Source organism: Azospirillum rugosum, assembly GCF_017876155.1.
GTDB classification, from domain to species: domain Bacteria; phylum Pseudomonadota; class Alphaproteobacteria; order Azospirillales; family Azospirillaceae; genus Azospirillum; species Azospirillum rugosum.
The window spans coordinates 43,210-67,576 of record NZ_JAGINP010000011.1 but is presented as its reverse complement, the minus strand read 5'-3'; the positions used below and the strand labels follow the sequence as shown (position 1 = coordinate 67,576).

Annotated in this window: 21 protein-coding genes and 1 tRNA gene; 11 read left to right on the top strand and 11 right to left on the bottom strand. The window is 68.2% G+C overall.

Features of this window, described 5'->3' with window-relative positions; all coding sequences use genetic code 11:
* Positions 1-2 precede the first annotated feature (2 nt).
* Positions 3-1,019 carry a patatin-like phospholipase family protein gene (locus tag J2851_RS16105; RefSeq protein ID WP_307420764.1) on the bottom strand — a complete coding sequence of 339 codons (1,017 nt, stop codon included), beginning with the start codon at positions 1,017-1,019 and terminating at the stop codon, positions 3-5.
* A 281-nt stretch (positions 1,020-1,300) separates the two neighbouring features.
* On the opposite strand from J2851_RS16105, the gene J2851_RS36345 reads away from it, so the two are divergent.
* Entirely contained in the window at positions 1,301-1,429 is a 129-nt protein-coding gene (locus J2851_RS36345) for a hypothetical protein (protein ID WP_264655835.1), read from the top strand.
* 36 nt (positions 1,430-1,465) lie between these two features.
* Here J2851_RS36345 and J2851_RS16100 read toward each other — a convergent pair whose 3' ends face one another.
* The 3 genes from J2851_RS16100 to J2851_RS16090 form a co-directional block, all read right to left on the bottom strand.
* Positions 1,466-2,119 (bottom strand): LysE family translocator, encoded by a 654-nt coding sequence (locus J2851_RS16100; protein ID WP_209767399.1) that lies wholly within the window; start codon positions 2,117-2,119, stop codon positions 1,466-1,468.
* A gap of 16 nt (positions 2,120-2,135) precedes the next feature.
* Positions 2,136-2,585, bottom strand: coding sequence for an Lrp/AsnC family transcriptional regulator (locus J2851_RS16095; protein ID WP_209767398.1), 450 nt, complete (start codon positions 2,583-2,585; stop codon positions 2,136-2,138).
* A 474-nt stretch (positions 2,586-3,059) separates the two neighbouring features.
* Entirely contained in the window at positions 3,060-4,376 is a 1,317-nt protein-coding gene (locus tag J2851_RS16090) for a pentapeptide repeat-containing protein (RefSeq protein WP_209767397.1), read from the bottom strand.
* Between the two features lie 452 nt (positions 4,377-4,828).
* Here J2851_RS16090 and mepK point away from each other — a divergent pair, with 452 nt between their 5' ends.
* Positions 4,829-5,416, top strand: coding sequence for a peptidoglycan L,D-endopeptidase MepK (gene mepK, locus J2851_RS16085; protein WP_209767396.1), 588 nt, complete (start codon positions 4,829-4,831; stop codon positions 5,414-5,416).
* Between the two features lie 205 nt (positions 5,417-5,621).
* Entirely contained in the window at positions 5,622-7,787 is a 2,166-nt protein-coding gene (locus J2851_RS16080) for a TonB-dependent receptor (protein ID WP_209767395.1), read from the top strand.
* Between the two features lie 179 nt (positions 7,788-7,966).
* Here J2851_RS16080 and glmS read toward each other — a convergent pair whose 3' ends face one another.
* Together glmS and glmU are read right to left on the bottom strand one after the other, a co-directional pair.
* Positions 7,967-9,793 (bottom strand): glutamine--fructose-6-phosphate transaminase (isomerizing), encoded by a 1,827-nt coding sequence (gene glmS / locus J2851_RS16075; protein ID WP_209767394.1) that lies wholly within the window; start codon positions 9,791-9,793, stop codon positions 7,967-7,969.
* A gap of 104 nt (positions 9,794-9,897) precedes the next feature.
* Positions 9,898-11,253 carry a bifunctional UDP-N-acetylglucosamine diphosphorylase/glucosamine-1-phosphate N-acetyltransferase GlmU gene (glmU, locus tag J2851_RS16070; RefSeq protein ID WP_209767393.1) on the bottom strand — a complete coding sequence of 452 codons (1,356 nt, stop codon included), beginning with the start codon at positions 11,251-11,253 and terminating at the stop codon, positions 9,898-9,900.
* Positions 11,254-11,606: 353 nt separating this feature from the next.
* On the opposite strand from glmU, the gene gph reads away from it, so the two are divergent.
* Entirely contained in the window at positions 11,607-12,272 is a 666-nt protein-coding gene (gene gph / locus J2851_RS16065) for a phosphoglycolate phosphatase (protein WP_209767392.1), read from the top strand.
* 148 nt (positions 12,273-12,420) lie between these two features.
* Positions 12,421-12,732 (top strand): hypothetical protein, encoded by a 312-nt coding sequence (locus J2851_RS16060; RefSeq protein WP_209767391.1) that lies wholly within the window; start codon positions 12,421-12,423, stop codon positions 12,730-12,732.
* 28 nt (positions 12,733-12,760) lie between these two features.
* Here the strand turns inward: J2851_RS16060 and J2851_RS16055 are convergent, their stop codons facing one another.
* Positions 12,761-13,645, bottom strand: a complete 885-nt coding sequence (locus tag J2851_RS16055) for a DUF3108 domain-containing protein (RefSeq protein ID WP_209767390.1) — start codon at positions 13,643-13,645, stop codon at positions 12,761-12,763.
* A 204-nt stretch (positions 13,646-13,849) separates the two neighbouring features.
* Between J2851_RS16055 and J2851_RS16050 the strand changes: the two genes are divergently transcribed.
* The 4 genes from J2851_RS16050 to J2851_RS16035 all read left to right on the top strand — a co-directional run bounded on the left by J2851_RS16050 (position 13,850) and on the right by J2851_RS16035 (position 16,217).
* A tRNA-Val gene (locus tag J2851_RS16050) sits at positions 13,850-13,924 on the top strand.
* A 492-nt stretch (positions 13,925-14,416) separates the two neighbouring features.
* The gene (locus J2851_RS16045; protein ID WP_209767389.1) at positions 14,417-14,581 is read left to right on the top strand and encodes a sugar tyrosine-protein kinase; all 165 of its coding nucleotides are present in this window, start codon (positions 14,417-14,419) and stop codon (positions 14,579-14,581) included.
* 161 nt (positions 14,582-14,742) lie between these two features.
* Positions 14,743-15,621, top strand: coding sequence for a pantoate--beta-alanine ligase (panC, locus tag J2851_RS16040; protein WP_209767388.1), 879 nt, complete (start codon positions 14,743-14,745; stop codon positions 15,619-15,621).
* A 140-nt stretch (positions 15,622-15,761) separates the two neighbouring features.
* Positions 15,762-16,217 carry a flagellar basal body-associated FliL family protein gene (locus J2851_RS16035; protein WP_307420759.1) on the top strand — a complete coding sequence of 152 codons (456 nt, stop codon included), beginning with the start codon at positions 15,762-15,764 and terminating at the stop codon, positions 16,215-16,217.
* Positions 16,218-16,316: 99 nt separating this feature from the next.
* Here the strand turns inward: J2851_RS16035 and J2851_RS16030 are convergent, their stop codons facing one another.
* Complete coding sequence (locus J2851_RS16030) at positions 16,317-17,705, bottom strand: class II 3-deoxy-7-phosphoheptulonate synthase (RefSeq protein ID WP_209767386.1); 1,389 nt, start codon at positions 17,703-17,705, stop codon at positions 16,317-16,319.
* Between the two features lie 216 nt (positions 17,706-17,921).
* Here J2851_RS16030 and J2851_RS16025 point away from each other — a divergent pair, with 216 nt between their 5' ends.
* Positions 17,922-19,268, top strand: a complete 1,347-nt coding sequence (locus tag J2851_RS16025) for an AmpG family muropeptide MFS transporter (RefSeq protein WP_209767385.1) — start codon at positions 17,922-17,924, stop codon at positions 19,266-19,268.
* Positions 19,269-19,697: 429 nt separating this feature from the next.
* Here the strand turns inward: J2851_RS16025 and J2851_RS16020 are convergent, their stop codons facing one another.
* The 3 genes from J2851_RS16020 to J2851_RS16010 all read right to left on the bottom strand — a co-directional run bounded on the left by J2851_RS16020 (position 19,698) and on the right by J2851_RS16010 (position 22,745).
* Complete coding sequence (locus J2851_RS16020) at positions 19,698-20,594, bottom strand: manganese catalase family protein (protein ID WP_209767384.1); 897 nt, start codon at positions 20,592-20,594, stop codon at positions 19,698-19,700.
* Between the two features lie 123 nt (positions 20,595-20,717).
* A complete protein-coding gene (gene gor / locus J2851_RS16015; protein WP_209767383.1) occupies positions 20,718-22,070 on the bottom strand; it encodes a glutathione-disulfide reductase in 1,353 nt (450 codons plus the stop codon).
* Positions 22,071-22,211: 141 nt separating this feature from the next.
* Positions 22,212-22,745 carry a flagellar basal body-associated FliL family protein gene (locus J2851_RS16010; protein WP_209767382.1) on the bottom strand — a complete coding sequence of 178 codons (534 nt, stop codon included), beginning with the start codon at positions 22,743-22,745 and terminating at the stop codon, positions 22,212-22,214.
* 382 nt (positions 22,746-23,127) lie between these two features.
* Between J2851_RS16010 and J2851_RS16005 the strand changes: the two genes are divergently transcribed.
* Positions 23,128-24,276: a nicotinate phosphoribosyltransferase gene (locus J2851_RS16005; protein WP_209767548.1), complete on the top strand. Its 1,149-nt coding sequence runs from the start codon at positions 23,128-23,130 to the stop codon at positions 24,274-24,276.
* The last annotated feature ends 91 nt before the right edge of the window (positions 24,277-24,367 follow it).

Below are 24,367 nucleotides of genomic sequence, written 5' to 3'. Positions count from 1 at the left end.
CCTCACGCCCGCCGCAGCGCCAGTTCCAGCGCCGGGCGGAGGATGGACGCGGCGGCGTAGCCGATCTCCACGACCTCCTCGGCGCGGTCGAACTCCAGGATGCCGATGTGGGCGAGGCGTGGGGCGATCAGCACGTCCGGCGGCTCGCCGGCGAGGCGGGAGCGCGTGATGCGGTCCTGCATGATGTCGATGGATCCCGCCATCACGTCCATCACACTGGGCATCACGTTGGGGGCCGGCGCCGTGGTGTGGTCCAGCTGGTTCGCCAGGAAGCGCGTGCGCGGCACCGGGCGGCGGCCGAGCCAGGAGGCGATCTGCGAGGTGAAGCCGGTGAAGGCCGGCGAGGTGGCGTCCCCCGCGGGTGCCGCCGCTTCCGGGACCACGACCGGCGCCGGCGCCGGGGCCGCCGCAGCACGGGCGCGGGCCGCCGCCGGGGCGCCGCGCAGGGCAGGGCGGGCGAGCGGCGACAGCTCGCTGTTCAGGTTCACGGCGATCACCACGTCGGCGCCGAGCGCGCGGCACAGCGACACCGGCACCGGGTTGACCAGGGCACCGTCGACCAGCCAGTGATCGTCGCGCCGCACCGCCGGGAACAGGCCGGGCATCGCGGCGGAGGCCTGCACGGCGCTGAGCAGCGGCCCTTCGCGCAGCCAGATTTCCCGGCCGGTGCTGAGGTCGGTGGCGACGGCGGCGAAGGGCCGGTCCAGCTGGTCGATGGCGACCTCGGTGCGGTGGTTGCGGAAGCGGTCGAAGGCGCGTTCGGCCGCCACCAGCCCGCCGCGGCGGAAGGTGAGGTCGATGATGCCCAGCATGCCGAGCCAGCCCATGTTCTGCGCCCAGCTCTGCAATTCGTCGAGCTGCTCCGTCAGGTAGGCCGCGCCGACGACGGCGCCGATGGAGGTGCCGCAGATCACGTCCGGCGCGACCCCGATCTCCTCCAGCGCGCGCAGGACGCCGATGTGCGCCCAGCCGCGGGCGGCCCCGCTGCCGAGCGCAAGGCCGATCTTCAGTCCACTCACGCCACGCACCCCCACCAGCCTCTTTCTTGACAATTTGGGGCTCCGGCGCGGCCGGGGGAACCCTTCGAACGGTGGGACCGGACACCCGCCGGAGAGCCCCGCAAGGCGATCCCCAAAATTGTCGGCAAATTTTCTTCTACTTGATCTGGATCATCCTATATTTTGGAGGGGCTGTGGCATTTTCATGGAAGAGCCAACAGCTGCTGCGCGTTAACCAAACATCAACTGGTCAAGCGCAGGATTGACGCAGGCACGGACTTTCAGGGATGGCGGAGGATGCCATGGCCCAGGATCTGAAGAGCTTCAAGAAGGATTGGCAGCGCTGGTCGCCGGCGGAGAAGCTGGTGGCGGTTGCCCTGCTCGTGGTCGCCACCGTCGTCCTCGGCGGTCCGGTCACGGCCCTTCTGTAAGGTTTTCGTCTCAAGGCAGGAGCGCCGGGAGGGCGCTTAGAGGAGCGAGGCGAGCGCCGCGATCCCGAAACCTCCCAAAACCGCGCCGGACGCGCGGTTGATCCACAGCATGGCGGCGGGCGTGACCCGACGCCGGAAAGCGCCGACCGAGGCGCTGAGCGCAAGCCACCACAATGCCGATCCGACGAACACGCCGAGCACGAGAACGGCGGCCACGGCCGTGCTGTCTCCCGTTCCGCCGTTCGTGGGTGAGGTCGGCGTCAGACCCAGCCCGCCGAACACCGCGGCGAAGCTGAGGATGGTCGCCGGGTTGGCGAGCGTCAGCAGGAAGGTGGAGGCGTAGGCCCCCGCAAGCCCGCCGGCGGTCCGCGCGGCGGCCGGCCGGTCCGCTGGCCGATCCGAGGGACGAGCGCGGAGCGTGCTCCAGCCCAGCCACAGCAGCATCAGCCCGCCGACGAGCTTCAACGCGGTCTGGCTGCCGACCAGCGCGTCGGTGACCAGCGCCACGCCGAACCCGGCGATGGCGCCGTAGACCGCGTCCGCGCTGGCCGCGCCAAGGCCGCTGGCGAAGCCATGCGCCGGCCCGTCGGCGAGCGTGCGGCGGATGCACAGCAGCCCGATCGGCCCGACCGGTGCGGCGATGCTGAGCCCGATGGCAAGGCCCTTCAGCAGGACGGGCAGGCTGTCCATGGTCCCACTCCCAACCCTATTCCACCGGCAGGGCCGGCGTGTCCTTCACAGAAGACAGCGCGATCACCGTGTGGGACCGCGTCACGCCCGGCAGGGTCTTCAGCCGGTCGGACAGGAAGCGCTCCAGCGCCTCCGTGTCGGGCACGCGCACCTTCAGCAGATAGGACCACTCCCCGGTGACGTGGTGGCACTCCTGCACGGCCGGCATGGCCAGCACGGCGGCGCGGAAAGGCGCGTCGTGCTCCGGCCGTTCCAGCAGCACCTCGACGAAGGCGAGGACGTCGAGGCCGAGCGCCTTGGGCGCCAGCCGGGCACCCCATCCCTGGATCGCCCCGCCGGCCTGCAATTTCTTCAGCCGCTCGTTGACGGCGGACACGGACAGTCCGGCCGCCGCCCCGATGTCGGCGTAGGAAGCGCGCCCGTCTTGCTGGATATGCGCGATGATCTTGCGGTCAATATCGTCCATGACCGCAAATTTTCCACTGATCGCTTCTGTGTGCAAGAGGTTCTTTTTGCGGAGCGGTTCGTCGACAGGGAAACAGCCGTCATTCCCGCGAAGGCGGGAATCCAGGGCTCATCGGAGACTGGTCGGGGTGCCCTGGATCCCAGCCTTCGCTCTACGGCATTCACACATCTCGCAGGCGCGTTTCGCATTCGCAGCAGGATATGTATGCCAAGAGGCGAGTAGCCCCTCTCCCTTGAGGGGAGAGGGGTTGGGGTGAGGGTGGCAGCCGGCCTCGGCCGGCCAGAAGCTTCGTTGTTGCTCAACCTTAAAAGACTCGTTTCCGGGCTACCGCCCGTAAGCGACCCCTCACCCCAACCCCTCTCCCCCAAGGGGAGAGGGGCTTTTTCTTTGCTGATCAATGCACTACCGCAACCGAGAGATGTGTGAATACCGTAGAGCCTTCGCTGGGACGACGAGGCCGGTTGGGTCCACGCCTCAGCGGCGGCGGGGCGGGCGGCCGCGGAGGTGGGCGTGCTGGAGCTTGGCGCCGGCGAGATCCGCGCCGTCGAGGTCGGCGTTCTCCAGGTCGGCTTCCGTCAGGTTCGCCTGGGTCAGGCAGGACCCGACCAGCAGCGCCTGCCGCAGGTCCGCCCCCATCAGGTTGGCCGCCCAGGAGCGGCCGGTCGGCCGTCCGGTGGGGTCCTTGATCTCCGCCGGGCCGAGGTTCACGCGCGTCAGGTCGGCGCCCGACAGCTTGGCGTAGCTGAGGTTCGCGCCGGACAGGTCGGCGCCCATCAGGTTGGCGCCTTCCAGGTTCGCCCCGGACAAGTCGGCCATCATCAGCTGCGCGCCGGTCAGGGCCGCGTCCGACAGGTTGGCCCCCCGCAGCGACGCGGCGCTGAGGTTCACGCGGCGCAGGTCGGCACGGCTGAGGTCCGCCCCGTCCAACTCCGCCCGTTCGCCGCGCTGGCCGAAGCTCTCGATCCAGCGCTCGTGGTCGAAGATGGCGCGCTGGATCTCCGACCCCATGCTGTCGATGGGGCGGGTGAGTCGGGCGTTGCCGAGGTTGGTCTGCGACAGGTCGCAATCGGCCATCCGCGTGCCGACCATGTCCGCGTCGTCGAAGGTGGCGCCGTCCAGCAGCGCCCCGGACAGGTTGGCCCCGTTCAGGCGCACGCCGGACAGGTTGGCGTTGGTCAGCACCGCCCCGGTGAGGTCGGCGTTCTGCAGGATGGAGCCGGTGAGGTCGGCGTCGGTCAGGTTGGCGTTGACCAGCAGGGCGCCCGTCAGGTCGGTCGGAATGCCGCCCATGGCGGTCGCCTCACCCTGAAGGCGGGCCAGCGCCGTCCGGTGGATCTGCCGGGTGGTTTCCGCCTCCTGCGTCAGGTCCGGACCGGGGCTGCGCCGGCTGGTGCCACCCGGTTCCAGCGTTCCGGCGCGCAGGTCGGCGCCGCGCAGGTTCGCGTTGGAAAAGTCCGCCGCGCGCAGGCGGGCGCCGCGCAGGTCGGTCTGCATCAGGTTCGCGCGGGTGATGTCGGCGTCGCGCAGGTCGACCGCGAACAGGTCGGCGCCGGCGAGGTTGGTTCCGTTCAGCCGGCTGCGGGCCAACCGCGCGCCGGCCAGCCGCGCCCCGCGCAGGTCGCGCTGCGATAGGTCCGCCCCCTCCAGGTCCGCGTGCGACAGGTTCGCCCGCGCGCCGCCCGGCTGGCCCTTGATCCAGCGGGCGTGCCGCTCCAGCACCTCGGCCAGCTGGTCGGGCCTGAGCGTGGGAGAGGCGGGGGGAGGGGCTGTGGTGACCGCGGACACGGACATAAATCGCCGCACAGTTTTTCACTATCCAAACTATGGGGGTGGATTCCTTACCGAAGCCTAAACGGTACAATTCGCCGCAGCACCGCTTTTGGTTGCTGATTGTTGTGGCATCCTTGTCACACGCTGATGCGATTTGGAAACATGCTCTGGACAGCGTACCGCTGCCGCGGTATCGCCATGGCCCTGCGCCACGACGCCTTGCGCGCGGTGCGAATCGGTCGCGCTCCAGGGCCGACTCGGGGCGGAGTCGCGTTGTGTTTCGGCGTTGTAACGGACCGATCGGGCCGATCGAGTCGCGTGGCAATCCGCGAAAATCCGCGGAAATCCGCCCTATCGGGCAATCGTTAACCATTGGTTTCTTGACACCGGGTGGGGGTCTGACTCCAAAAAGTCTCAAACGAAAGGGCTATGGCGTGTTCAGCCAGCCCGGTTTGGGACCTGATGGAGGCGATATGACCGTAGCGAAACCCACGTCGACCGGAGCGGGCAAGCTTGGCCGACGCGAGTTGCTGCGCTTGGGCTTGGCGGCCGCGGCCGCCGGAATGGTCATGGCACCGGAGGTGTCGGAAGCGGCGCTGCGCGCTCCGCCCCGGATGCTGACCCTTCTCAATCTCCACACCGGGGAGCGGGTGCGGACCGAGTACTGGTCGAAGGGGCGCTATCAGCGCGAGGGCCTGCGCGAGATCAACCACCTGTTGCGCGACCACCGCACCGGCGCGATCCACCCCATCGACCCGAAGCTGCTGGATCTGCTGCACAACCTCACCCGCAAGGTCGGCAACCGCGGCCCGGTTCACATCATCTCCGGCTACCGCTCGCCGGAATCCAACGCGTGGCTGCGCGAGCGCGATGGCTCCGGCGTGGCGCAGAACAGCTTCCACATGCAGGGCAAGGCCATCGACCTGCGGGTGCCGGGGCTGGCGCTGCGCAACCTTCAGCGCGCGGCGCTGAGCCTGCGCGGCGGCGGGGTCGGCTACTACCCGGACAGCGACTTCGTGCACGTCGATGTCGGCCCGATGCGGCACTGGTCGGCCGCCTGAACGCCACGCCCGATTCTCCGCGTTCAATCGTTCTTTCAGAGAGGCCCTGCCGGTTCACCGGCGGGGCTTTTTGCTACCCGGCAGATAGGAATGCGAGTCATTCGCAATTTAGCTTGCGAATGATCGATCTACCCCGTATGAAAGAGGTCGAGTTTTGAGAACTATTCTCAATTGCAAAATTCGATCCTTACGACGAGGCGGGAGCATGACGGGTATGGTTGCGCGGGGCGCGCGGGGGCGGCGCGCGGGATGGCTGCGGACGACGACGGCGATGGCGGTTCTGTTCGCGGCTGGGGGCGCCGCACAGGCCCAGGCGCAGGGGACGGGAACGGGCGGGGCGGTCGTGCTCGACCCGGTGACGGTGGGGGCCTCGGCGCCGTCGGCCTCGCCGGTCGAGGGCTATGTGGCCAAGCGCACCACCAGCGCGACGAAGACCGACACGCCGTTGCAGGACGTGCCGCAGTCGATCACCGTCGTGCCGGAATCGCTGATCAAGGATCAGGCGATGCAGAGCCTGTCCGACGTGGTGCGCTACATCCCCGGCATCTCGCCGGGCCAGGGTGAGGGCAACCGCGACCAGCTGACCATCCGCGGCCAAAGCACCACCGCCGACTTCTTCGTCGATGGCGTGCGCGACGACGTGCAGTATTACCGCGACCTCTACAACGTCGACCGGGTCGAGGCGCTGAAGGGCTCCAACGCCATGATCTTCGGCCGCGGCGGCGGCGGCGGCGTGATCAACCGCGTGATCAAGGAGGCGGACGGCCGCACCATCCGCAACTTCAGCGCGACGGGCGGCTCCTTCAACACCAAGCGCGCCACCGGCGACGTCGGCCAGGCGATCACGCCGGACTTCGCCGTGCGCCTGAACGGCGTCGTTGAGAATTCCGACAGCTATCGCGACTATGTCGGGCTGGAGCGGTACGGCATCAACCCGACCCTGACCTACACGCCCACCGATTCGACCAAGATCAGGCTGGGCTACGAGTTCTTCCGCGACGACCGCACAGCCGACCGCGGCATCCCGTCCTTCCGCGGCGCGCCGCTGGAGACGCGGGAGTCGACGTTCTTCGGCAACCCGGACCTCAGCAACGCCCGCGTGAACGCGCACGCCGTCGATGGTTTGATCGAGCACGAGTTCAACAGCAGCATCACGATCCGCGACCGCTTCCGCTACGCCAACTACGACAAGTTCTACCAGAACATCTTCGCGGGCGCGGTCAACGCCGCCGGCACCCAGGACAGCCTTGCCGCCTACAACAACTCCACCAAGCGCGAGAACCTGTTCAATCAGACCGACCTGATCTTCAAGGCCAACACCGGGTCGGTGAAGCACACGGTGGTGACCGGCCTGGAAGTGGGCCGGCAGAAGACCGACAGCTTCCGCAACACCGGCTATTTCGGCCGGGCCGGCTCCACGGCCACGTCGGTGCTGGTGCCCGTGTCCAACCCGCTCTATTTCGGCCCGGTCACCTTCCGGCAGAGCGCCACGGACGCCAACGCCACCTCCACTACCACGACGGTGTCCGGCTACGTCCAGGACCAGATCGAGCTGACGGAGCAGTGGCAGCTGATCGGCGGCGTGCGCGTGGAGCGGTTCGACATCGACTTCGACAACCGCCGCAACGGCCAGTCGCTGGACCGCCAGGACACGCTGGTGTCGCCGCGCGTGGGCGTGGTCTACAAGCCGGTCCAGCCGCTGTCCTTCTACGCCAGCTACAGCGTGTCGTACCTGCCCAGCTCCGGCGACCAATTCACCTCACTGACCAGCACCACCGTGAACCTGGAGCCGGAGAAGTTCCAGAACTACGAGATCGGCGCCAAGTACGAGATTCTGCCCAACCTCGCCCTGACCGCCGCCCTGTTCCAGCTTGAGCGGACCAACACGTCGGCCCCCGATCCGGTCAACCCGGGCCTCGTGGTGCAGACCGGCAAGCAGCGCACCCGCGGCTTCGAGGTCGGGATCGCCGGCAACATCACGGAGCGCTGGCAGATCGCCGGCGGCTACGCCCTGCAGGACGCGGAGATCGTCAACCGCACCTCCGCCGCCGCGGCGGGCGCGACGGTGCCGCTGGTGCCGCGCCAGACCTTCTCGTTGTGGAACAAGTACCAGTTCACCGACACCTGGGGCGCCGGCCTCGGCGTGATCCACCAGAGCAAGACCTACGCCGCCGTGGACAACACCGTCACCCTGCCGAGCTTCACCCGCTTCGACGCCGCGGTCTACGCCAACGTGACGGAGAACGTGAAGGCGCAGCTGAACGTGCAGAACCTGTTCGACGCGAAGTACTTCAGCACCGCCAACAGCAACAACAACATCACCCCGGGCGCCCCGCGCACCTTCCTGGTGACGCTGAACACCAGCTTCTGACGGCGTGGTTGCCGTTGGGCTCCGCTGGCACTCCGCCCAACCTACCCGAACGATACGCCGGGGTGGGTTGGGCCGGAGCGTCAGCGCAGCCCAACAGCGACCGCTTCCGGCCAAACAAAAAGCCCCCGCCGTTCCATCCCGGCGGGGGCTTTCTGTTTGCTGGGCTGGCGGTGGCGTTCTTACTCCACCGTCACCGACTTCGCCAGGTTGCGCGGCTGGTCGACGTCGGTGCCCTTCAGCACGGCGACGTGGTAGGCCAGCAGCTGCACCGGGATGGCGTAGAGCAGCGGGGCGACCAGCGGGTCGCAGGTCGGCAGCTCGACCGACCAGCGGACCTTGTCGCCCATCTTGTCGATGCCCTTCTTGTCGGCGATCAGCAGGACCTTGCCGGAACGGGCGCAGACCTCCTGCACGTTCGACACGGTCTTCTCGAACAGGCCGTCGGAGGGCACCAGCACGATCACCGGCACGCTCTCGTCGATCAGCGCGATGGGGCCGTGCTTCAGTTCGCCGGCGGCGTAGCCCTCGGCGTGGATGTAGCTGATCTCCTTCAGCTTCAGGGCGCCTTCCAGGGCCAGAGGGTACATGGCGCCGCGGCCGAGGTAGAGCACGTCGCGGGCCTCCGCGACCTCCTGCGCCAGTTCGTGCAGGCGCTCGTCGTGGGCCAGCACGTCGGCGGCGCGGGCGGGCACCTCGCGCAGGGCCTGGGCGATGGCGGCCATGCGCTCCGCCGGGATCACGCCGCGGGCGCGGCCGGTGGTCACCGCCAGACAGGCCAGCGTGGTCAGCTGCGTTGTGAAGGCCTTGGTGGAGGCGACGCCGATCTCCGGCCCCGCCATGGTGTAGAGCACCGCGTCGGATTCGCGGGCGATGGTGCTCTCCGGCACGTTCACGATCGACAGGATCTTCTGGCCCTGGCGCTTGCAGTAGCGCAGAGCCTCCAGCGTATCCAGCGTCTCACCCGACTGCGAGATGAACAGCGCCACGCCGCCCTCCGGCAGCGGGGCCTCGCGGTAGCGGAATTCCGACGCGATGTCGACCTCGACCGGCAGGCGGGCCAGCGTCTCGAACCAGTATTTCGCCACCACGCCGGCGTAATAGGCGGTGCCGCAGGCCACGATGGTCAGCTTGCTGGCCTTCGCGATGTCGAAGTTGAACTCCGGCAGGGTGATGCGGCTGGTCTCGGGGTTGATGTAGGCGTTCAGCGTGTCGCCGATGACCTGCGGCTGCTCGTAGATTTCCTTGAGCATGTAGTGCCGGTAGCCGTCCTTGCCGATCAGGGCGCCGGACAGGGCGGTGGTCTTCACCGCGCGCTCCACCACCGCGTCGCTGGCGTCGTGGATCACGGCGCCCTCGCGGGTCAGCTCGACCCAGTCGCCGTCCTCCAGGTAGCAGATGCGGTTGGTCAGCGGCGCCAGCGCGAAGGCGTCGGAGGCGAAGTACATCTCGCCCTCGCCGAAGCCGACGGCCAGCGGCGTGCCGTGGCGGGCGCCGATCAGCATGTCCTCATGGCCGGAGAACAGCAGCACCAGCGAGAAGGCGCCGGTGAAGCGCTTGAAGGACGCGGCGGCGGCCTCCACGGGGCCGAGCCCCTCCTTCTCCATGTAGTAGGTGACGAGGTGGGCAATCACCTCGGTGTCGGTGGCGCTCTCGAACACGTAGCCGTGGGCGATCAGCTCGTCCTTCAGCTCCTGGTAGTTCTCGATGATGCCGTTGTGGACGACGGCCACGCGCTTGGTGGCGTGCGGGTGGGCGTTGTTCTCCGTCGGGCCGCCGTGGGTGGCCCAGCGGGTGTGGCCGATGCCGATGACGCCCGGCAGGGGGGATTCGCGCAGCTTGGCGTCGAGGTTCAGCAGCTTGCCTTCCGCGCGCCGGCGGTCGATCCCGCCGTTGACCAGCGTCGCCACGCCCGCGCTGTCATAGCCGCGGTATTCGAGGCGGCGCAGGCCTTCGACGAGACGGGGCGCCGCATCCTGGGTGCCGATGATGCCGATGATGCCGCACATGGACCTGCAACTCCTGATTTCTGGCCCGGGATGGTGGCCCTGCCTGACGAACCGTAATCGAAACTTACAAGAAGCGCGTCCGGACGTGGTGGCCGGACGGAATTCTACGCCTTTTTCGCTTTCTCGGCCTGCTTCCGCTCGCGGAAGCGGCGGGCCCAGCCGGAGTAAGCCTGCTGGCGGCCGCGCGCCACGACCAGCGCGTCGCCCTCCACGTCTGTGGTCACCACGCTGCCGGCCCCGACGATGGCGCCGTCGCCGACCCGGACCGGGGCGACCAGCGCGCTGTTGGAGCCGATGAAGGCCCCGGCGCCGATGTCCGTGTGGCTCTTGGCGAAGCCGTCGTAGTTGCAGGTGATGGTGCCGGCCCCGATGTTGGCCTTCGCCCCGACCCGCGCGTCGCCGATGTAGGTCAGGTGGTTGACCTTCGCGCCGGCCTCGATCTTCGCGTTCTTGATCTCGACGAAGTTGCCGATGTGGGCGTCCGGCCCGATCTCGGCCCCCGGCCGCAGGCGGGCGTAGGGGCCGATCTGCGCGCCGGTGTCGATGCGCACCTGCTCCAGGTGGCTGAAGGACTTGATCTCCACGCGGTCGCCGACCGTCACGCCGGACCCGAACACCACGAAGGGCCCGACCACGACATCGCGGCCGAGCCGCGTGTCGACGCTGAAGGTCACGCTGTCCGGGTCGGTCAGGGTGGCGCCGTTGTCCATGGCGGCCTTGCGCAGGCGCCGCTGGATCAGCTTCTCCACCTCCGCCAGCTCGGCGCGGGAGTTGACGCCGACCACCTCAGCCGGGGCGGCCTCCACCACCGCGCAGGCCATGCCGTCGCCCCGCGCGATCTGCACGACGTCGGTCAGGTAGTACTCGCCCTTGGCGTTGCTGTTGCCGATGCGGTTGATCAGCTCGAACATGCGCGCGCCGTCGAAGGCCATCAGGCCGGCGTTGCACAGGCCGACCCGGCGCTCCTCCTCCGTCGCGTCGAGGTACTCGACGATCTTCTCAAGCCCGCCGCGCGCGTTCAGGATCAGCCGACCGTAGGCGCCGGGATCGTCGGGGCGCATGCCCAGCACGACCACCGCCGGGTCGCTGGCCTGCCGGCGCGCGGCCACCATGGCGCGCAGCGTGTCCGGCGTGACCAGCGGCGTGTCCCCATACAGCACGACCACGTCGCCCGAGAATCCCTCCAGCAGGCCGAAGGCGGAGCGCACCGCGTCGGCGGTGCCGCGCTGCTCCTGCTGCACGGCGGTGGGGTAGGGGGCGACGGCGGCCGCCACGTCGTCCATGCCGGGGCCGACCACCACGACCACATGGTCGGGGTCCAGCGCTTTCACGGCGGCCAGCACATGGCCGACCATGGGCCGTCCGGCGACGCGGTGCAGGACCTTGGGCAGGTCGGACTTCATCCGGGTGCCCTTGCCGGCGGCAAGGATCACACAGGCGAGCGGGCGGTGGGTCGTCATGACGGGGTCTCTGCTTCTTATGGCGTGAGCGTTATGCAGGGTCGGCGTGAAAGCGGGTGCGTCAAATCATGGGTTGCGGAGTTCCATGGCTATTCAGTGCCACAGTCTCCGGCCCAACCCCAAGTCAACTTTTGTGTCAGCCTGTCATACACATCCGGGGCCGGAGGGCTTAGCCGCACCGCTCATTCCCTGGTTCAACCCGCCTATGACCGCCCATGCATGATGGCCCGCTGAAGATGGCCCGCTGAAGATGGTCCGGTGCCGTGCGCAAAGGGCGGTCGTCGCCCACGCGGCGCCATGGTATCGAAGGACCGGTCGAAAGGCCCGTTCCGACGCTCAATGGAAGCACGCTCATGCCCTTTCCCTTCTCCTGCATCGTCTTCGACCTCGACGGCACGCTGATCGACAGCGCCCCGGACATGACCCGGGTGCTGAACCGGACGCTGGGCGAGTTCGGCCGTCCGGCGCTGACCGAGGCGCAGGTGCGCACCATGGTCGGCGACGGGTCGGCCAATCTGGTCCGGCAGGCCTTCGCGGCGACCGGGGCCCCGCTGGACGACGAGACCGTGCAGCCGGTGCTGCGCCATTACCTGGACAGCTATTTCGACCATGAGGAGCCGTCGCAGCTCTATCCAGGCGTCGCGGCGACCCTGCGGGCGCTGGCGGAGGAGGGGGTGCGGCTGGGCCTGTGCACCAACAAGCCGGAGCGGATCAGCCGCAAGCTTCTGGGCATGCTCGACCTGACCGACCTGTTCGGCGCCGTGGCCGGCGGCGACACGCTGCCGGTGAAGAAGCCGGACGGCCGCCACCTGTCGTGGGTGGTGGAGCAGCTGGGCGGCGGCCGCGCCGCCATGGTCGGCGACAACGGCAACGACGTGAAGGCCGCCCGCGCCGTCGGCATTCCCGTGGTGGCGATGAGCTACGGCTATCCCCGCATGCCGGTGGCGGAACTGGGCGCCGACGTCGTGCTCGACCACTTCGCGGACCTGCCGGGCGCGCTGCGGGCGCTGGGCGGTTGAGGCGTTACAGCCCTGGCTGGCACCCCCAGCGCGGCCGGGGCCGTAGGTCTCATCCTTGTCATGGTTAACAAGCGATTAACAGTGGCTAACGAAAGGTAAATGCCGTTAACTGGGCTCATCGATTGGTGGCGAGTGAAGGAGGTCCGCGATGGCTCAAATCCTTTCGTTCCCCGGGAAGACCCTGCCCGTCGACGCCAGCCGCGATCAGGCCGCCCGCAGCGTCGCGCGCCGCCAGATCGAATCGGCGACCGCCGATTTCGACCGCATGATGGCCCACCACGCCGACCTGGAGCGCCGCGTGGACGAGTTCAACCGCCTGTGCGCCGAGGCCTTCCGCGACCTGGAAGCGGCCGAGCGCCGCTCCGCCGATGACCGGGACGACCATGACTCCGCCGAGGTGCTGTGCCACCCGGCCTTCTACGGCCCCGCCGTTCAGGGCGCCGCGCTGCGCTGCGCCTGATCCCCCCGACTCGCCTGAACCCCCGTTTTCAGCGCTTTTGCGCCGGTGCTTCTGCCGCAGGCCGTTCCGCCGTCTGCGGGTCCATGGTGGCACCGGTCAGGTGGATGACGACGCTTCCCAACCCGCTGTCGGTTTCCAGCCGCACGGGCAGGGGCGGGCCGCCAGTCGTGACCGGCGCGATCCACACGTCCACGGGCGGCCGCTGCTCCTCGCCGCCGCGGCGCCAGAAGGAACTGTCGGGCTTGCGGTTGTAGCCCGCGATCGGCGTGTAGGACACCCGGCATTGCCGGGCCGCGCCGGCGAACACCGAATTGCGGGACGCCCCGACCAGCCGCATCCCTTCGTCCGCGAACAGCATGTCGTAGCGCCGCCGCCCGTCATAGACCGGGACGGTGCGCTGGCACCCCTCGCCGCGCAAGCCGGCGAGCAGCACACCCACGACTCCGCTGAGCGGATCCTCCGTCCCGCGCAGGAGCGCGTCCGGAACGGGCTCGCGGTCGTCGTTCTGCGGCGGGGGCGTGACCTCCGCCCGGACGCCGCCACGGCCGTCATACTCCAGCGTCACGTTGCGCGGGCTGCCGCGCAGCGTGCTGACCTGGGTGTGGCGCAGGGGCGCCGGTCCGTCGGGGCGGATCATCCCGACGCTGCGCGACCGTGTCTCCCACGGGAACATGCGGCCGAGGAATCCGTCCGTGGCCGCGTCAACCCCGACGCTGTAGCGGTCGCCGGTCAAGGCCAACTCGGCCCGCGCGTCGAGCACGGCCACGCCGCCCACATGCACGCGGTAGGTCAGGGTCCACCGCTGCGCCTCCGCGGCCTTCGGGGCGGTCACGGCGAGCCCGGCGGCCAGCAGGGCGGGGAGCAGAGCGGGGGCGATGGCGCGGCGGACGGTCGAAGCGGTCACGACGGTCATTCTCCTGGCTGGCGGCGGGCTGGAACCGGGCTGACGAATTTCTTTCATATTGGTGCGAAACAGGTGCTTGACAGGCGGGGGCGAGCCCTTTAGAAACCCGCCTCACCGCAGCGGCGGCAACGACGCGAAAGCGAAACGAGCCAACCACCGCCACGGTTCAAGACCTCGCACGGATCACCGATCCACGCCACGGTCTGTTGGGATGGGCGCATAGCTCAGCGGGAGAGCACACCCTTCACACGGGTGGGGTCGTAGGTTCAATCCCTACTGCGCCCACCATCCCAACCTCAAGGCGCTTTCTTCAGCACGCAGCAAGTTCGGTCGCCAGGGCAGGGCCTTCGGTGGTCGTTTTGCTGTTTTCGGCCGTTCTCCTTTCCGCGAACGGGCTTGATCGGACTCATTGGCGCCATTGAATTAGAGTTGAATAATTCAATGAAGATCGCAATGCCGGTGGAGCAGCCTGTTCGTCGCGTTCATGTTGGCCGGCATGGCGCTGTTCGAGATGACGCGCGTCCGGCGCGCACGGAACCGGCACGCCGGCTGACGCAGCCTGCCCGCTCTGCACGAATTTTCAGCGTTGCGAGAAAAAGCGCTCCAACTGCTTCGGGCTTAGGCAGGACCGTCGCATTTCACGTATGGAGAATGGAAAAAACCAGGGCTGCTTTTTTCGTGCGAAAGTTTGCAGGATTGATTCAGATCAGCTACGGATCCCGGAGATTTCGTTTATCGCTGCGCTCCGTCTTTTGATTCCTCTCACTGGAAAGCAGCGACATGGAAGATACCCGCGTGACGTTCCTCGCCCTCGGCCTGCTGGTCGTGGCGCTCGTCGTGATCCTCGGCTCGGTGATCCTGTCCCCGGCCATCACCGTCCTGCTGGCCACGGTCGGTGCCTGGCTGAACCTGACCTATCTCGTCGGCATCACCCTGAAGCGCTGACACCCGCTATGGCAGGGGCAGGGCGGGGGGAACCGCCCGGCGCTCCTGCCCGCGGAATATAAAGTTACGAAAATTTGCCGGCCGGCATTCGTTCTGTGACTGGACAGCGCCGGCCCGGCGGTTTATCCCAGCGCCGTTTGTGACGCTGCCGGAGACCCGCCATGGTGACCTTGGCCCCCGCTTCGACCGATACCCTGCCGATCGTCCGCTCGGTGGAGGACCTGCGCGCCCAAGTCGCTGCGTGGCGCGGCCAAGGCGGCACCGTGGCGCTCGTCCCGACCATGGGGGCGCTGCACGACGGCCATTTGGCGCTGATCCGCCGCGCGCGGGAACTGGCCGGCCACGTGGTGGCCAGCGTCTTCGTGAACCCGACCCAGTTCGCCCCGCATGAGGATTTCGACCGTTACCCGCGCGACGAGGCGGGAGACTCCGCCAAGCTCGCCTCGGCCGGCTGCGACCTGCTCTACGCGCCCACGGTACGCGGCATGTACCCGGAGGGCTTCGCCACCGCCATCAGCGTTGGCGGCCCGGCGGAGGGGCTGTGCGGGGCCTTCCGGCCGCAGATGTTCGGCGGCGTGGCTCTGGTGGTGACCAAGCTGTTCCTGCAGGCTCTGCCCGACGTCGCCCTGTTCGGCGAGAAGGACTACCAGCAGCTGATGGTGATCCGCCGCTTCGCCCGCGACCTGGACATCCCGGTGCGGGTGGAGGGGCTGCCGACGGTGCGGGAGGCCGACGGGCTGGCCATGTCCTCGCGCAACGCCTACCTGTCGGCCGAGGAGCGGGCCCGCGCGCCGGAGCTGAACCGGGCGCTGGTCGAGGCGGCGGAGGCCCTGTCGGGCGGCGCGGAGTCCGGCGCCGTCCTGGACACGGTGCGGGCACGCCTTCAGGGCGCGGGCTTCGGCACCATCGACTACGTCGAACTGCGCGACGCCGAGACGCTGGAGCCGGTGGTCCGCGTCGATCGTCCGGCCCGGCTGCTGGCCGCCGCCTGGATGGGAAAGGCCCGTCTGATCGACAACGTGCCCGTCCTGCCGCGATAAACGAAGGGTTGCCCAGCCTCGTTCGTCGATTGTGGAAACTGTCTGGCGGTCGCGTGAGACGATTTGACCTGTCCAAGGATTTTCCTTACACTTTTGGTGTATGATTGTTGCGGTAACCCTGCATGGGGTGGAAAGGCGGCGTGGTGCGGTTGGTTCGTCGGCGTCCCGACGGGGAAACGGTCTCCCTCGCGCCGATCATCGTCGCGGTGGTTCTGGTCGTCCTGGCCGCGCTCGGCACCTGGGGCGTGGTCGCCGTGAAGGGCGGCCGTTCGTCGTCCAGCGACCGCTCGATCCCGCCGAAGAACTACGCGGCGCTGCCGCCCATGACCTTCACGCTGGGCGGCAGCGACGCCCGCATGGTGGACGTGCGCGTCCTGCTGGAGATCGATCCGACCGTCGATCCGAAGCAGGCCAGCTCCTTCGTTCCGCGCATCGCCGACCAGATGGCCGACCGCATGCGCCAGATCGACCCGGAGCAGCTGTCCGGGGCCGAGGGCGCGAAGCTGATGAAAAGCGCCCTGACGTCCGTCGTGGACCGCGAGGCACGCAGCATGCGCGTCCGCGAAGTCCTGCTGGAGCGGATGGTCGTTCGATAGGGGCGTTTTTTTACAGATAAAACCTTGCCCTCACCCTCCCACGCCTTCGGCGCGGGGCCCTCCCTCTCCCTGCGGGGCAGGGAGAGGGGGAGAGTGCCGTTATTCCGCGGCGGCGGCGCGGCGGTCGGCGTCGCGCTGGTGGCGGGCGCGCTTCAGTTCCTCGGCGAGGAGGAAGGCCAGCTCCAGCGACTGGCTGGCGTTCAGGCGCGGGTCGCAGGCGGTGTGGTAGCGCAGCGCCAGCTTGTGATCGGTGATCGCCTGGGCGCCGCCGGTGCACTCCGTCACGTCCTGGCCGGTCAGCTCGAAATGCACGCCGCCGGCGTGGGTGCCCTCGGCCTGGTGCACGGCGAAGAAGTTCTTCGCCTCCGACAGCACCTTCTCCACGGGCCGGGTCTTGTAGCCGCTGGACGACTTGATGGTGTTGCCGTGCATCGGATCGCAGGACCAGACGACCACGCGGCCCTCGCGCTGCACCTTGCGGAGCAGGGGCGGGAACTTCTCCTGCACCTTGTCGGCGCCCATGCGGACGATCAGGGTCAGGCGCCCGGCCTCGTTGGTCGGGTTCAGGATGTCGATCAGGCGGATCAGCTCATCCGGGTCGGTGGTCGGGCCGCACTTCAGGCCGATCGGGTTCTTCACCCCGCGCAGGAACTCCACATGCGCGCCGTCCGGCTGGCGGGTGCGGTCGCCGATCCACAGCATGTGGGCGGAGACGTCGTACCAGTCGCCGGTGGTGCTGTCGACGCGGGTCATCGCCTGCTCGAACGGCAGCAGAAGCGCCTCGTGGCTGGTGAAGAACTCCGTCTCGCGGATCTGCGGGGTGGTCGCCGCGGTGATGCCGCAGGCGGCCATGAAGGCCAGCGTCTCGTCGAGCCGCGTGGCGATCTCGCGGAACTGCTCGCCGGCCGGCGACCGCTCCACGAAGCCCAGCGTCCACTGGTGCACCTTGTGCAGGTCGGCGTAGCCGCCCTGGGCGAAGGCGCGCAGCAGGTTCAGCGTCGATGCCGCCTGGGTGTAGGCCTGCATCATGCGTTCCGGATCCGGAATGCGGGCATCGGCGGTGAAGTCGAAGCCGTTGATGATGTCGCCGCGGTAGGACGGCAACTCCTGCCCCTCGATCACCTCGGTGTCGGCGGAGCGCGGCTTGGCGAACTGGCCGGCCATGCGGCCCACCTTCACCACCGGAATGGCCGCGCCGAAGGTCAGCACCACGGCCATCTGCAACAGCACGCGGAAGGTGTCGCGGATGTTGTTGGGGTGGAACTCCGCGAAGCTCTCCGCGCAGTCGCCGCCCTGCAGCAGGAAGGCGTTGCCGTTCGCGGCGGCGGCCAGGTTTTCCTTCAGCCGGCGCGCCTCGCCGGCAAAGACGAGCGGGGGATAGGAGGACAGACGCTGCTCCACCGCCTCGACCTTGGACGGGTCCGGATAGGTCGGAAGCTGCTTCGCGGGCTTCGACCTCCAGCTGTCGGGGGACCAACGTTCAACCATGACGCCCACTCTTTCCTGAATAAATTGGGGTGCCTCCATAAGACCGAGACTCGGTCCGGGGGATCATCCCTATAGCCGGAGTCGGGCAATTTTTCCATAGTTTCGGGAGCAACTTTCGCAACGGACGAAGCCGTGCCCCGCCCGAAAAAGCGCGCTGGCGGGGAACGGGCGCCGCGCCCTATACACAAGGGGCAGGGAACCTGAAGGGCTCGTCCGGTGAAACCATCCTCCTGGAGGACCGCTGCCTCCGTCTATCTCGACCCGCGCGTGCTGGCCATCCTGTTCCTGGGATTTTCCGAAGGGTTGCCGCTGGCGCTGACCGGCTCCACGCTGTCCCTGTGGCTGCGCGAGGGCGGGGTCAGCAAGGAGGCCATCGGGCTCTTCTCGCTGGTCACGCTGCCCTACGCGCTGAAGTTCGCCTGGGCGCCGCTGATCGACCGGCTGCGCCTGCCGGTGGTCACGCGCCTGTTCGGGCGGCGGCGGGGCTGGGCCCTGTTGACGCAGGGCTGCCTTGCGCTGGCGCTGCTGGCGCTGGGCAGCACCAACCCGGTGACGGAGCTGTGGTGGACGGCGCTGTTCGCGGTCGTGGTGGCCTTCTGCTCGGCCAGCCAGGACATCGTCATCGACGCGTTCCGTGTGGAAAGCCTGTCGGAGGACCAGCAGGGTGCGGGCGCCGGGGCGCTGGTGCTCGGCTACCGCTTCGGCATGCTGGCGGCGGGGGCGGGCGCGCTGCTGGTCGCGGAGTATTTCGGCTGGCAGGCGGCCTACACGGCGATGGCGGCGCTCGTCTCCGTTGGCATGGTGACGATCCTGCTGAACCGCGAGCCGGCGGTGGCCGCGTCGGCCGAATCCACGGCGCGGGAGAAGCATGTGGCGGAGTGGCTGGACGCGCGGCCACATCTGCACGGCTGGCGGGCGGAGCTGCTGGCCTGGGTCTACGGCGCGGTGGTGGCGCCCTTCGCCCAGTTCATGACGCGGAACCACTGGGCGCTGATCCTGCTGTTCATCGCCACCTACAAGATGGGGGAGGTGATGGCTGGCGTGATGTCCAGCCCCTTCTACGTCGACCTGGGCTTCGAGAAGACCGAACTGGCCGCGGTGTCCAAGGTGTTCGGCCTGTGGGCGACCATCGCGGGCGGGGTGATCGGCGGGGTGCTGGTCAGCCGCGTCGGCATCCAGCGCGCGCTGCTGCTGGGCGGCGTGGCGCAGGTGCTGTCGAACCTCGGCTACGTGCTGCTGGCCTACGCCGGGCACGACGTGAGGGCGCTGGCGGTCACGGTGGCGGTCGAGAATGTCTGCGCGGGAATCGCGACCTCGGCCTTCGTCGCCTACCTGTCGGGCCTGTGCAACGTGGCCTACACGGCGACTCAATACGCGCTGCTGACCAGCTTCACCAAGCTGGGCGGCGACCTGTTCGGGGCGAGCAGCGGGTTTTTGGCTGCAAGGCTTGACTGGGTGAGTTTCTTTCTGGTGGCGACCGCGGCGGGGCTGCCGGCGTTGCTGCTGTTGCTGTGGTTGCAGGGGCGGACGCGGGGGATGGAGCCGGCGGTGGTGAAGACGTAGGAGTTTGGGGGAGTGGGGTGAGGTGGTCGCGTTGGGGCCCCCACCCAACCCTCCCCCACTTCGCGGGGGAAGGCTTTGAGGGACGCGGGGCGGAGTTCCCTCCCCCGTCGAAGATCTACGGTATGCACACATCTCGCGGATGCGGTAATGCATTGAGCAGCATAGAAAAAGCCCCTCTCCCCTTGGGGGAGAGGGGTTGGGGTGAGGGGTCGTTACGGGCGGCAGCCCGGAGAAAATCTCAAACCCGGCCGCGGTGGATGGTTCCGGCCGGCCTGTGGCCGGCGCCACCCTCACCCCAAACCCCTCTCCCCTCAAGGGAGAGGGGCTTTTCCTCCACCGTATCAGCCACTTACCGCAATGGCGAAATGTGTGCATACCGTAGCGTCGAAGATGGGGGAGGGTTAGGGTGGGGGCCCGACGCGAGGACTCTTACTTCACCGGCGTCGTCTTGCCGGCACCCGGGCCGGCGCCGAGGTCGGCGCCCGTCACCGGGTTGACGTCGGTGCGGGACTTGGTGCGCATGGCGGCCTGGTTGACGGCCTTCAGCTCTTCCGCGGCGAGGCGGACGGTCGGGTTGCCCTCGCCGCCGTTGACCGGGGCCTGGTCGGGCTTGATGTCCACGAACTCCCACTGAGCGCCCTGGTTCCAGGGGCCGCGGGCGTCGCCGGCGCCCTGGCTCATGTTGTAGTACTTGTCGGTGTAGTCCGGGTGGCCCGGCAGCTTGCCCGGCGGGAAGTTGTTCTCGATGGAGTAGAGGGCCTTCTCGAACATCTTCTGGTGCGCGACCTCGCGGGTCATCAGGAAGGTCAGCGCGTCCTTCACGCCGGCGTCCGGCGTCAGGTTGATCAGGCGCTCGTAGATGATCTTGGCGCGCGATTCCGCCGCGATGTTGGAGCGCAGGTCGGCCGTCGGCTCGCCGATGCTGTCGATGTAGCCGGCGTTCCACAGCTGTCCGGCGGAGTTGGTCAGGGCCGGGCCGCCGCCGTAGAGCACGGCCAGCGTGTGGGAACCGTTGCCCTGGGCGATGTTGGCGTACAGCTCCGTCACCTCCTCGGCGCCCTCCGCCAGCTTGCCCTTCACGCCCTTGGTCAGCATGGCGACGATGCTGCCGATGATCTCCAGGTGGCTCAGTTCCTCGGTCGCGATGTCGATCAGCATGTCCTTGCGCGCCGGATCGTCATCGGACAGGCCCTGCGTGAAATAGCGCAGCGCCGCCGCCAGCTCGCCCTGCGGGCCGCCGAACTGCTCCAGCATCAGGCTGGCGAGCTTCGGGTCGGGTTCCGAAACGCGCACGGTGTACATCAGGTTCTTGTTGTGCATGAACATGCGAAGGAGCCTCCCGCTTCGTGATGACGGACCAAGGCGCCCGGTTCGGTGGGCGCCTTGGTGCGGTCAACAGCTGCTTTTTAGAGGCGTTCCAGAAAATTATTCGCGTTCACGCAGGCGTCGTCACGCAACCTTTTCGCGCATGAGGACGAACTCCTCCGCGGTGGAGGGGTGCAGCGCGATGGTGCGGTCGAAGTCGCGCTTGGTGGCGCCGCAGTTCAGGGCGATGCCCAGCGCCTGCACGATCTCCGGCGCGTCCATGCCCATCATGTGGCAGCCCAGCACGCGCTGGCTGTCGCCGTCCACGACCAGCTTCATCAGCACCCGCTCGTCGCGGCCGGACATGGTGTGCTTCATCGGGCGGAAGCCGGCCTTGTAGATGTCGACCTTCGGGAACTTGGCCCGCGCCTCCGCCTCCGTCAGGCCGACGGTGCCGAGCGGCGGGATGGAGAAGACCGCGGTCGGGATGTTCTCGTAGCTGATGCTGGTCGGGTTGTCGTTGAACACCGTCTCGACGAAGGCGCGGCCCTCGGCGATGGCGACGGGGGTCAGGGCCATGCGGTCGGTCACGTCGCCGATGGCGAAGATGTTGTCGACGTTGGTGCGGGAGTATTCGTCCACGCGGATGGCGCCGCCGTCGTCCAGGTCGATGCCGACCGACTCCAGCCCGACGTCGCGGGTGTTCGGCCGCCGGCCGGTGGCCGCCATGACGAGGCCGGCGGAATGCTCGCGGCCGAGATGGTCGGTGACGGTGAAGCCGCCCGGCCCTTCCTCCACCTTCACCGGCTGGGTGCGGGCGACGATGTTGATGCCGCGCTTGCGCATCTCCTGCGCCAGCGCCACGCGGATGTCGTCGTCGAAGCCGTTCAGCAGCTCCTCGCCGCGAATCATGATGGTGACCTCGGCACCCAGGCCGCGGAAGATGCCCGCGAACTCCACCGCGATGTAGCCGCCGCCGAGGATGATGACGGAGTGGGGCAGGTGGCCCAGCTGCAACGCCTCGTTGGAGGTGACGGCGTGCTCGATGCCCGGAATCTTCGGCAGGGACGGCCAGCCGCCGGTCGCGACCAGGATGGTCTTGGCGGTGTAGCGCTTGCCGCCCACCTCCACCGTGTGGCGGTCGATCAGCCGGCCGAAACCGGTGAACAGAGTGACCCCGGAGTTTTCCAGCATCTTCAGGTAGATGCCGTTCAGCCGGTCGATCTCCGTGTCCTTGCGGCCGATCAGGGTCGCCCAGTCGAAGGCCGGCGTGTGCGCGTCCCAGCCGAAGCCGCAGGCGTCCTCGAAGGCGTCGCGGAATTGCGCCGCGTAGACCAGCAGCTTCTTCGGCACGCAGCCGCGGATGACGCAGGTGCCGCCGACGCGGCTGCCCTCGCAGATGGCGACCTTGGCGCCCATGGAGGCGGCGCGACGGCTGGCCGCGACACCGCCGGAGCCCGCGCCGATGGTGAAGAGGTCGAAATCGAATTCGGCCACAGCCGTCTCCTTCCATCCCATGTCCCGAACGTGCCCGGAGTGTTCCGCATTCCGTGCGCCCTGTCGAGGGGCGGGCGCACGCAAGGGCGGGTGGCGTGTCCCGCGCGGCGCGCAGGGCGGGGGGGCTTGAACGGAGACCGGTCAGCGCAGGACGAGTTCCTGCAACAGCACCTGGCGCACCTTCATCGGGCGCAGTTCCTTCGACGCGGTCTGCATCACCGCGTCCTTGATGAAGGCGGTGCCGCCGCCGCCGCGCAGCTCCGCCGCGCTGACGTCCAGCATCGCGGTGCTCATGGCGCTGGAGATGCGCGGGCCGTAGGATTCGACGGTCTTGGGCTGGGCCTGCGGGTCCATCTCCAGCACCACGCGCACGCGCACGTCCCGCAGGCGGTCCCCGTCGCTGAGCGTGAAGTTCATGGTGGGCAGGCGGGCGTAGTTGGCGAGCGCCGGCGTCTCCTCCGCCACCGGACGGCCGGCGCGGGCCTTGGCCGGCTTCAGCAGGAAGGCGCTGCCGGCACCGGCGGCGCTCAGCCCGACCATCAGCAGCATGAGGCCGAGGATGATCTTGCCGCTGATCCGGTCGAGCGTGGAAAAACCGCGCGATGCGCGAGGGTCCGCAATCCGGGGAATGGCCGGCCGCTGTGTCAGCGGAGCTTGTGCGATCGCCTGGGCCATGTCCCACCTCATCCCTTTGGACCCGGTAAATCGGGACCCGACTGTCGGCTACCACTTTGGATCGTCTGAGCGGCGGCGTCAAATAACGGTATTTTAGACTGTCGAATGCGAAGTATTTCCTCTGGCAATCTTGCGCTTGATTACGACGTGGATTGGCGTCGAAACGCTTCGAAATTCGAAGCAATTTTGAAGCCGACCGGAGGCGGCGTTCTGCGGCGCAACGCCACCGCTTGTTCGGCGTTATCAGCAAGGAAGCCTCTTCCACCCGAGGCCCAGGGCGTATAATGCTGGTTTCCCAATTGGATCGGCGTTCCCGCGCGGGGTGCGTCATCCGGACCGGACCAGTGCGAAGGGCATGAGCGGGGAGACGAAGGACAACGCCATGGACGAGACCAAGAACCGGCCGCCGGCCAGTCATCCCCCTTCCGCGGCCATTCCCGAATGGACCGACACCTACTTCAAGCGGACCAAGGACGCGGTCGGGAAGTTCGGCGACAAGAAGGTCACCTACGCCATCTTCATGCGCCGTCCCGTCGTCTGCGCGCCGCGACTCGCCATCGAATGGCTGGAGGCGGTCGCCCGCGAACGCGGCTTCGACGTCGAGATCGAGCTGAATTACCCGGAAGGGAAGTGGGTCGGCGCCGGTGAGCCGATCATGTACATCACCGGCTCCTTCTACCATCTGGTGGACACCGAGACGATCATCCTCCAGAAGCTGGGTCCCGCCTGCGTCGGCGCCTACAACGCCTTCACCATGTGCGCGGACCTGCCGAAGACCGCCTTCCTCGCCATGGAGGCGCGCCACTGCGCCGGCACGGAGATGGAAGAGATGATGGCCTACGCCGCCTCTGTCGGGTCGGACCGGGCCAAGCGGAAGGTCGGCGCCAAGGGCTTCATCGGCAACGCGACCGACGCCACCGCCCACTTCTTCGGCCAGAAGAAGGGCATGGGCACCATGCCGCACGCGCTGATCGGCTATGCCGGGTCCACCGTGCGCGCGGCGGAAATGTTCCACGAGACCTTTCCGGAACTGCCGCTGACCGTGTTGGTCGATTACTTCGGCCGCGAGATCACCGACGCGCTGGAGGTCTGCCGCCGCTTCCCCGAGCTGGCCGCACAGGGCAAGCTGGCGGTGCGGCTCGACACGCCGGGCGGCCGCTTCCTGGAAGGGCTCGACCCGCCGGGCTCCTACGCCGTGCTGGAGCGCCACGCGCCGCACGCCATCCGCGGCTATCGCGACGAGACCCAACTGCGTTACCTGATCGGCACCGGCGTGTCGGCGGCGGCCATCCATTTCATGCGCGAGAAGCTGGACGAATCCGGCTTCCCGGCCGTGAAAATCGTCGCCAGCTCCGGCTTCGGCCCGGCCAAGTGCCGCCTGATGGCGGAGGCCAACGCGCCGGTGGACATCATCGGCACCGGCAGCTACCTGCCGGAGCGCTGGACCGAAACCTACGCCACCGCCGACATCATCGAGTACGATGGCGAACGGCGCGTAAAGGTCGGCCGCGAGTTCCTGTTCAGGAAGTGAGATGGAGTGGGGCGCGGTTGCGTCGGGCCCCCCTCCCAACCTCCCCCCATCTTCGACGGGGGGAGGAGTCAGTCCCCTCCCCCGCGAAGTG

Bases quoted from the DNA above. Each gene is read 5' to 3' on its own strand.
- J2851_RS36345 (WP_264655835.1), top strand. From the start codon at position 1,301: ATGGCCCAGGATCTGAAGAGCTTCAAGAAGGATTGGCAGCGCTGGTCG.
- J2851_RS16100 (WP_209767399.1), bottom strand. From the start codon at position 2,119: ATGGACAGCCTGCCCGTCCTGCTGAAGGGCCTTGCCATCGGGCTCAGC.
- J2851_RS16095 (WP_209767398.1), bottom strand. From the start codon at position 2,585: ATGGACGATATTGACCGCAAGATCATCGCGCATATCCAGCAAGACGGG.
- J2851_RS16090 (WP_209767397.1), bottom strand. From the start codon at position 4,376: ATGTCCGTGTCCGCGGTCACCACAGCCCCTCCCCCCGCCTCTCCCACG.
- mepK (WP_209767396.1), top strand. From the start codon at position 4,829: ATGACCGTAGCGAAACCCACGTCGACCGGAGCGGGCAAGCTTGGCCGA.
- J2851_RS16080 (WP_209767395.1), top strand. From the start codon at position 5,622: ATGACGGGTATGGTTGCGCGGGGCGCGCGGGGGCGGCGCGCGGGATGG.
- glmS (WP_209767394.1), bottom strand. From the start codon at position 9,793: ATGTGCGGCATCATCGGCATCATCGGCACCCAGGATGCGGCGCCCCGT.
- glmU (WP_209767393.1), bottom strand. From the start codon at position 11,253: ATGACGACCCACCGCCCGCTCGCCTGTGTGATCCTTGCCGCCGGCAAG.
- gph (WP_209767392.1), top strand. From the start codon at position 11,607: ATGCCCTTTCCCTTCTCCTGCATCGTCTTCGACCTCGACGGCACGCTG.
- J2851_RS16060 (WP_209767391.1), top strand. From the start codon at position 12,421: ATGGCTCAAATCCTTTCGTTCCCCGGGAAGACCCTGCCCGTCGACGCC.
- J2851_RS16055 (WP_209767390.1), bottom strand. From the start codon at position 13,645: ATGACCGTCGTGACCGCTTCGACCGTCCGCCGCGCCATCGCCCCCGCT.
- J2851_RS16045 (WP_209767389.1), top strand. From the start codon at position 14,417: ATGGAAGATACCCGCGTGACGTTCCTCGCCCTCGGCCTGCTGGTCGTG.
- panC (WP_209767388.1), top strand. From the start codon at position 14,743: ATGGTGACCTTGGCCCCCGCTTCGACCGATACCCTGCCGATCGTCCGC.
- J2851_RS16030 (WP_209767386.1), bottom strand. From the start codon at position 17,705: ATGGTTGAACGTTGGTCCCCCGACAGCTGGAGGTCGAAGCCCGCGAAG.
- J2851_RS16020 (WP_209767384.1), bottom strand. From the start codon at position 20,594: ATGTTCATGCACAACAAGAACCTGATGTACACCGTGCGCGTTTCGGAA.
- J2851_RS16010 (WP_209767382.1), bottom strand. From the start codon at position 22,745: ATGGCCCAGGCGATCGCACAAGCTCCGCTGACACAGCGGCCGGCCATT.
- J2851_RS16005 (WP_209767548.1), top strand. From the start codon at position 23,128: ATGGACGAGACCAAGAACCGGCCGCCGGCCAGTCATCCCCCTTCCGCG.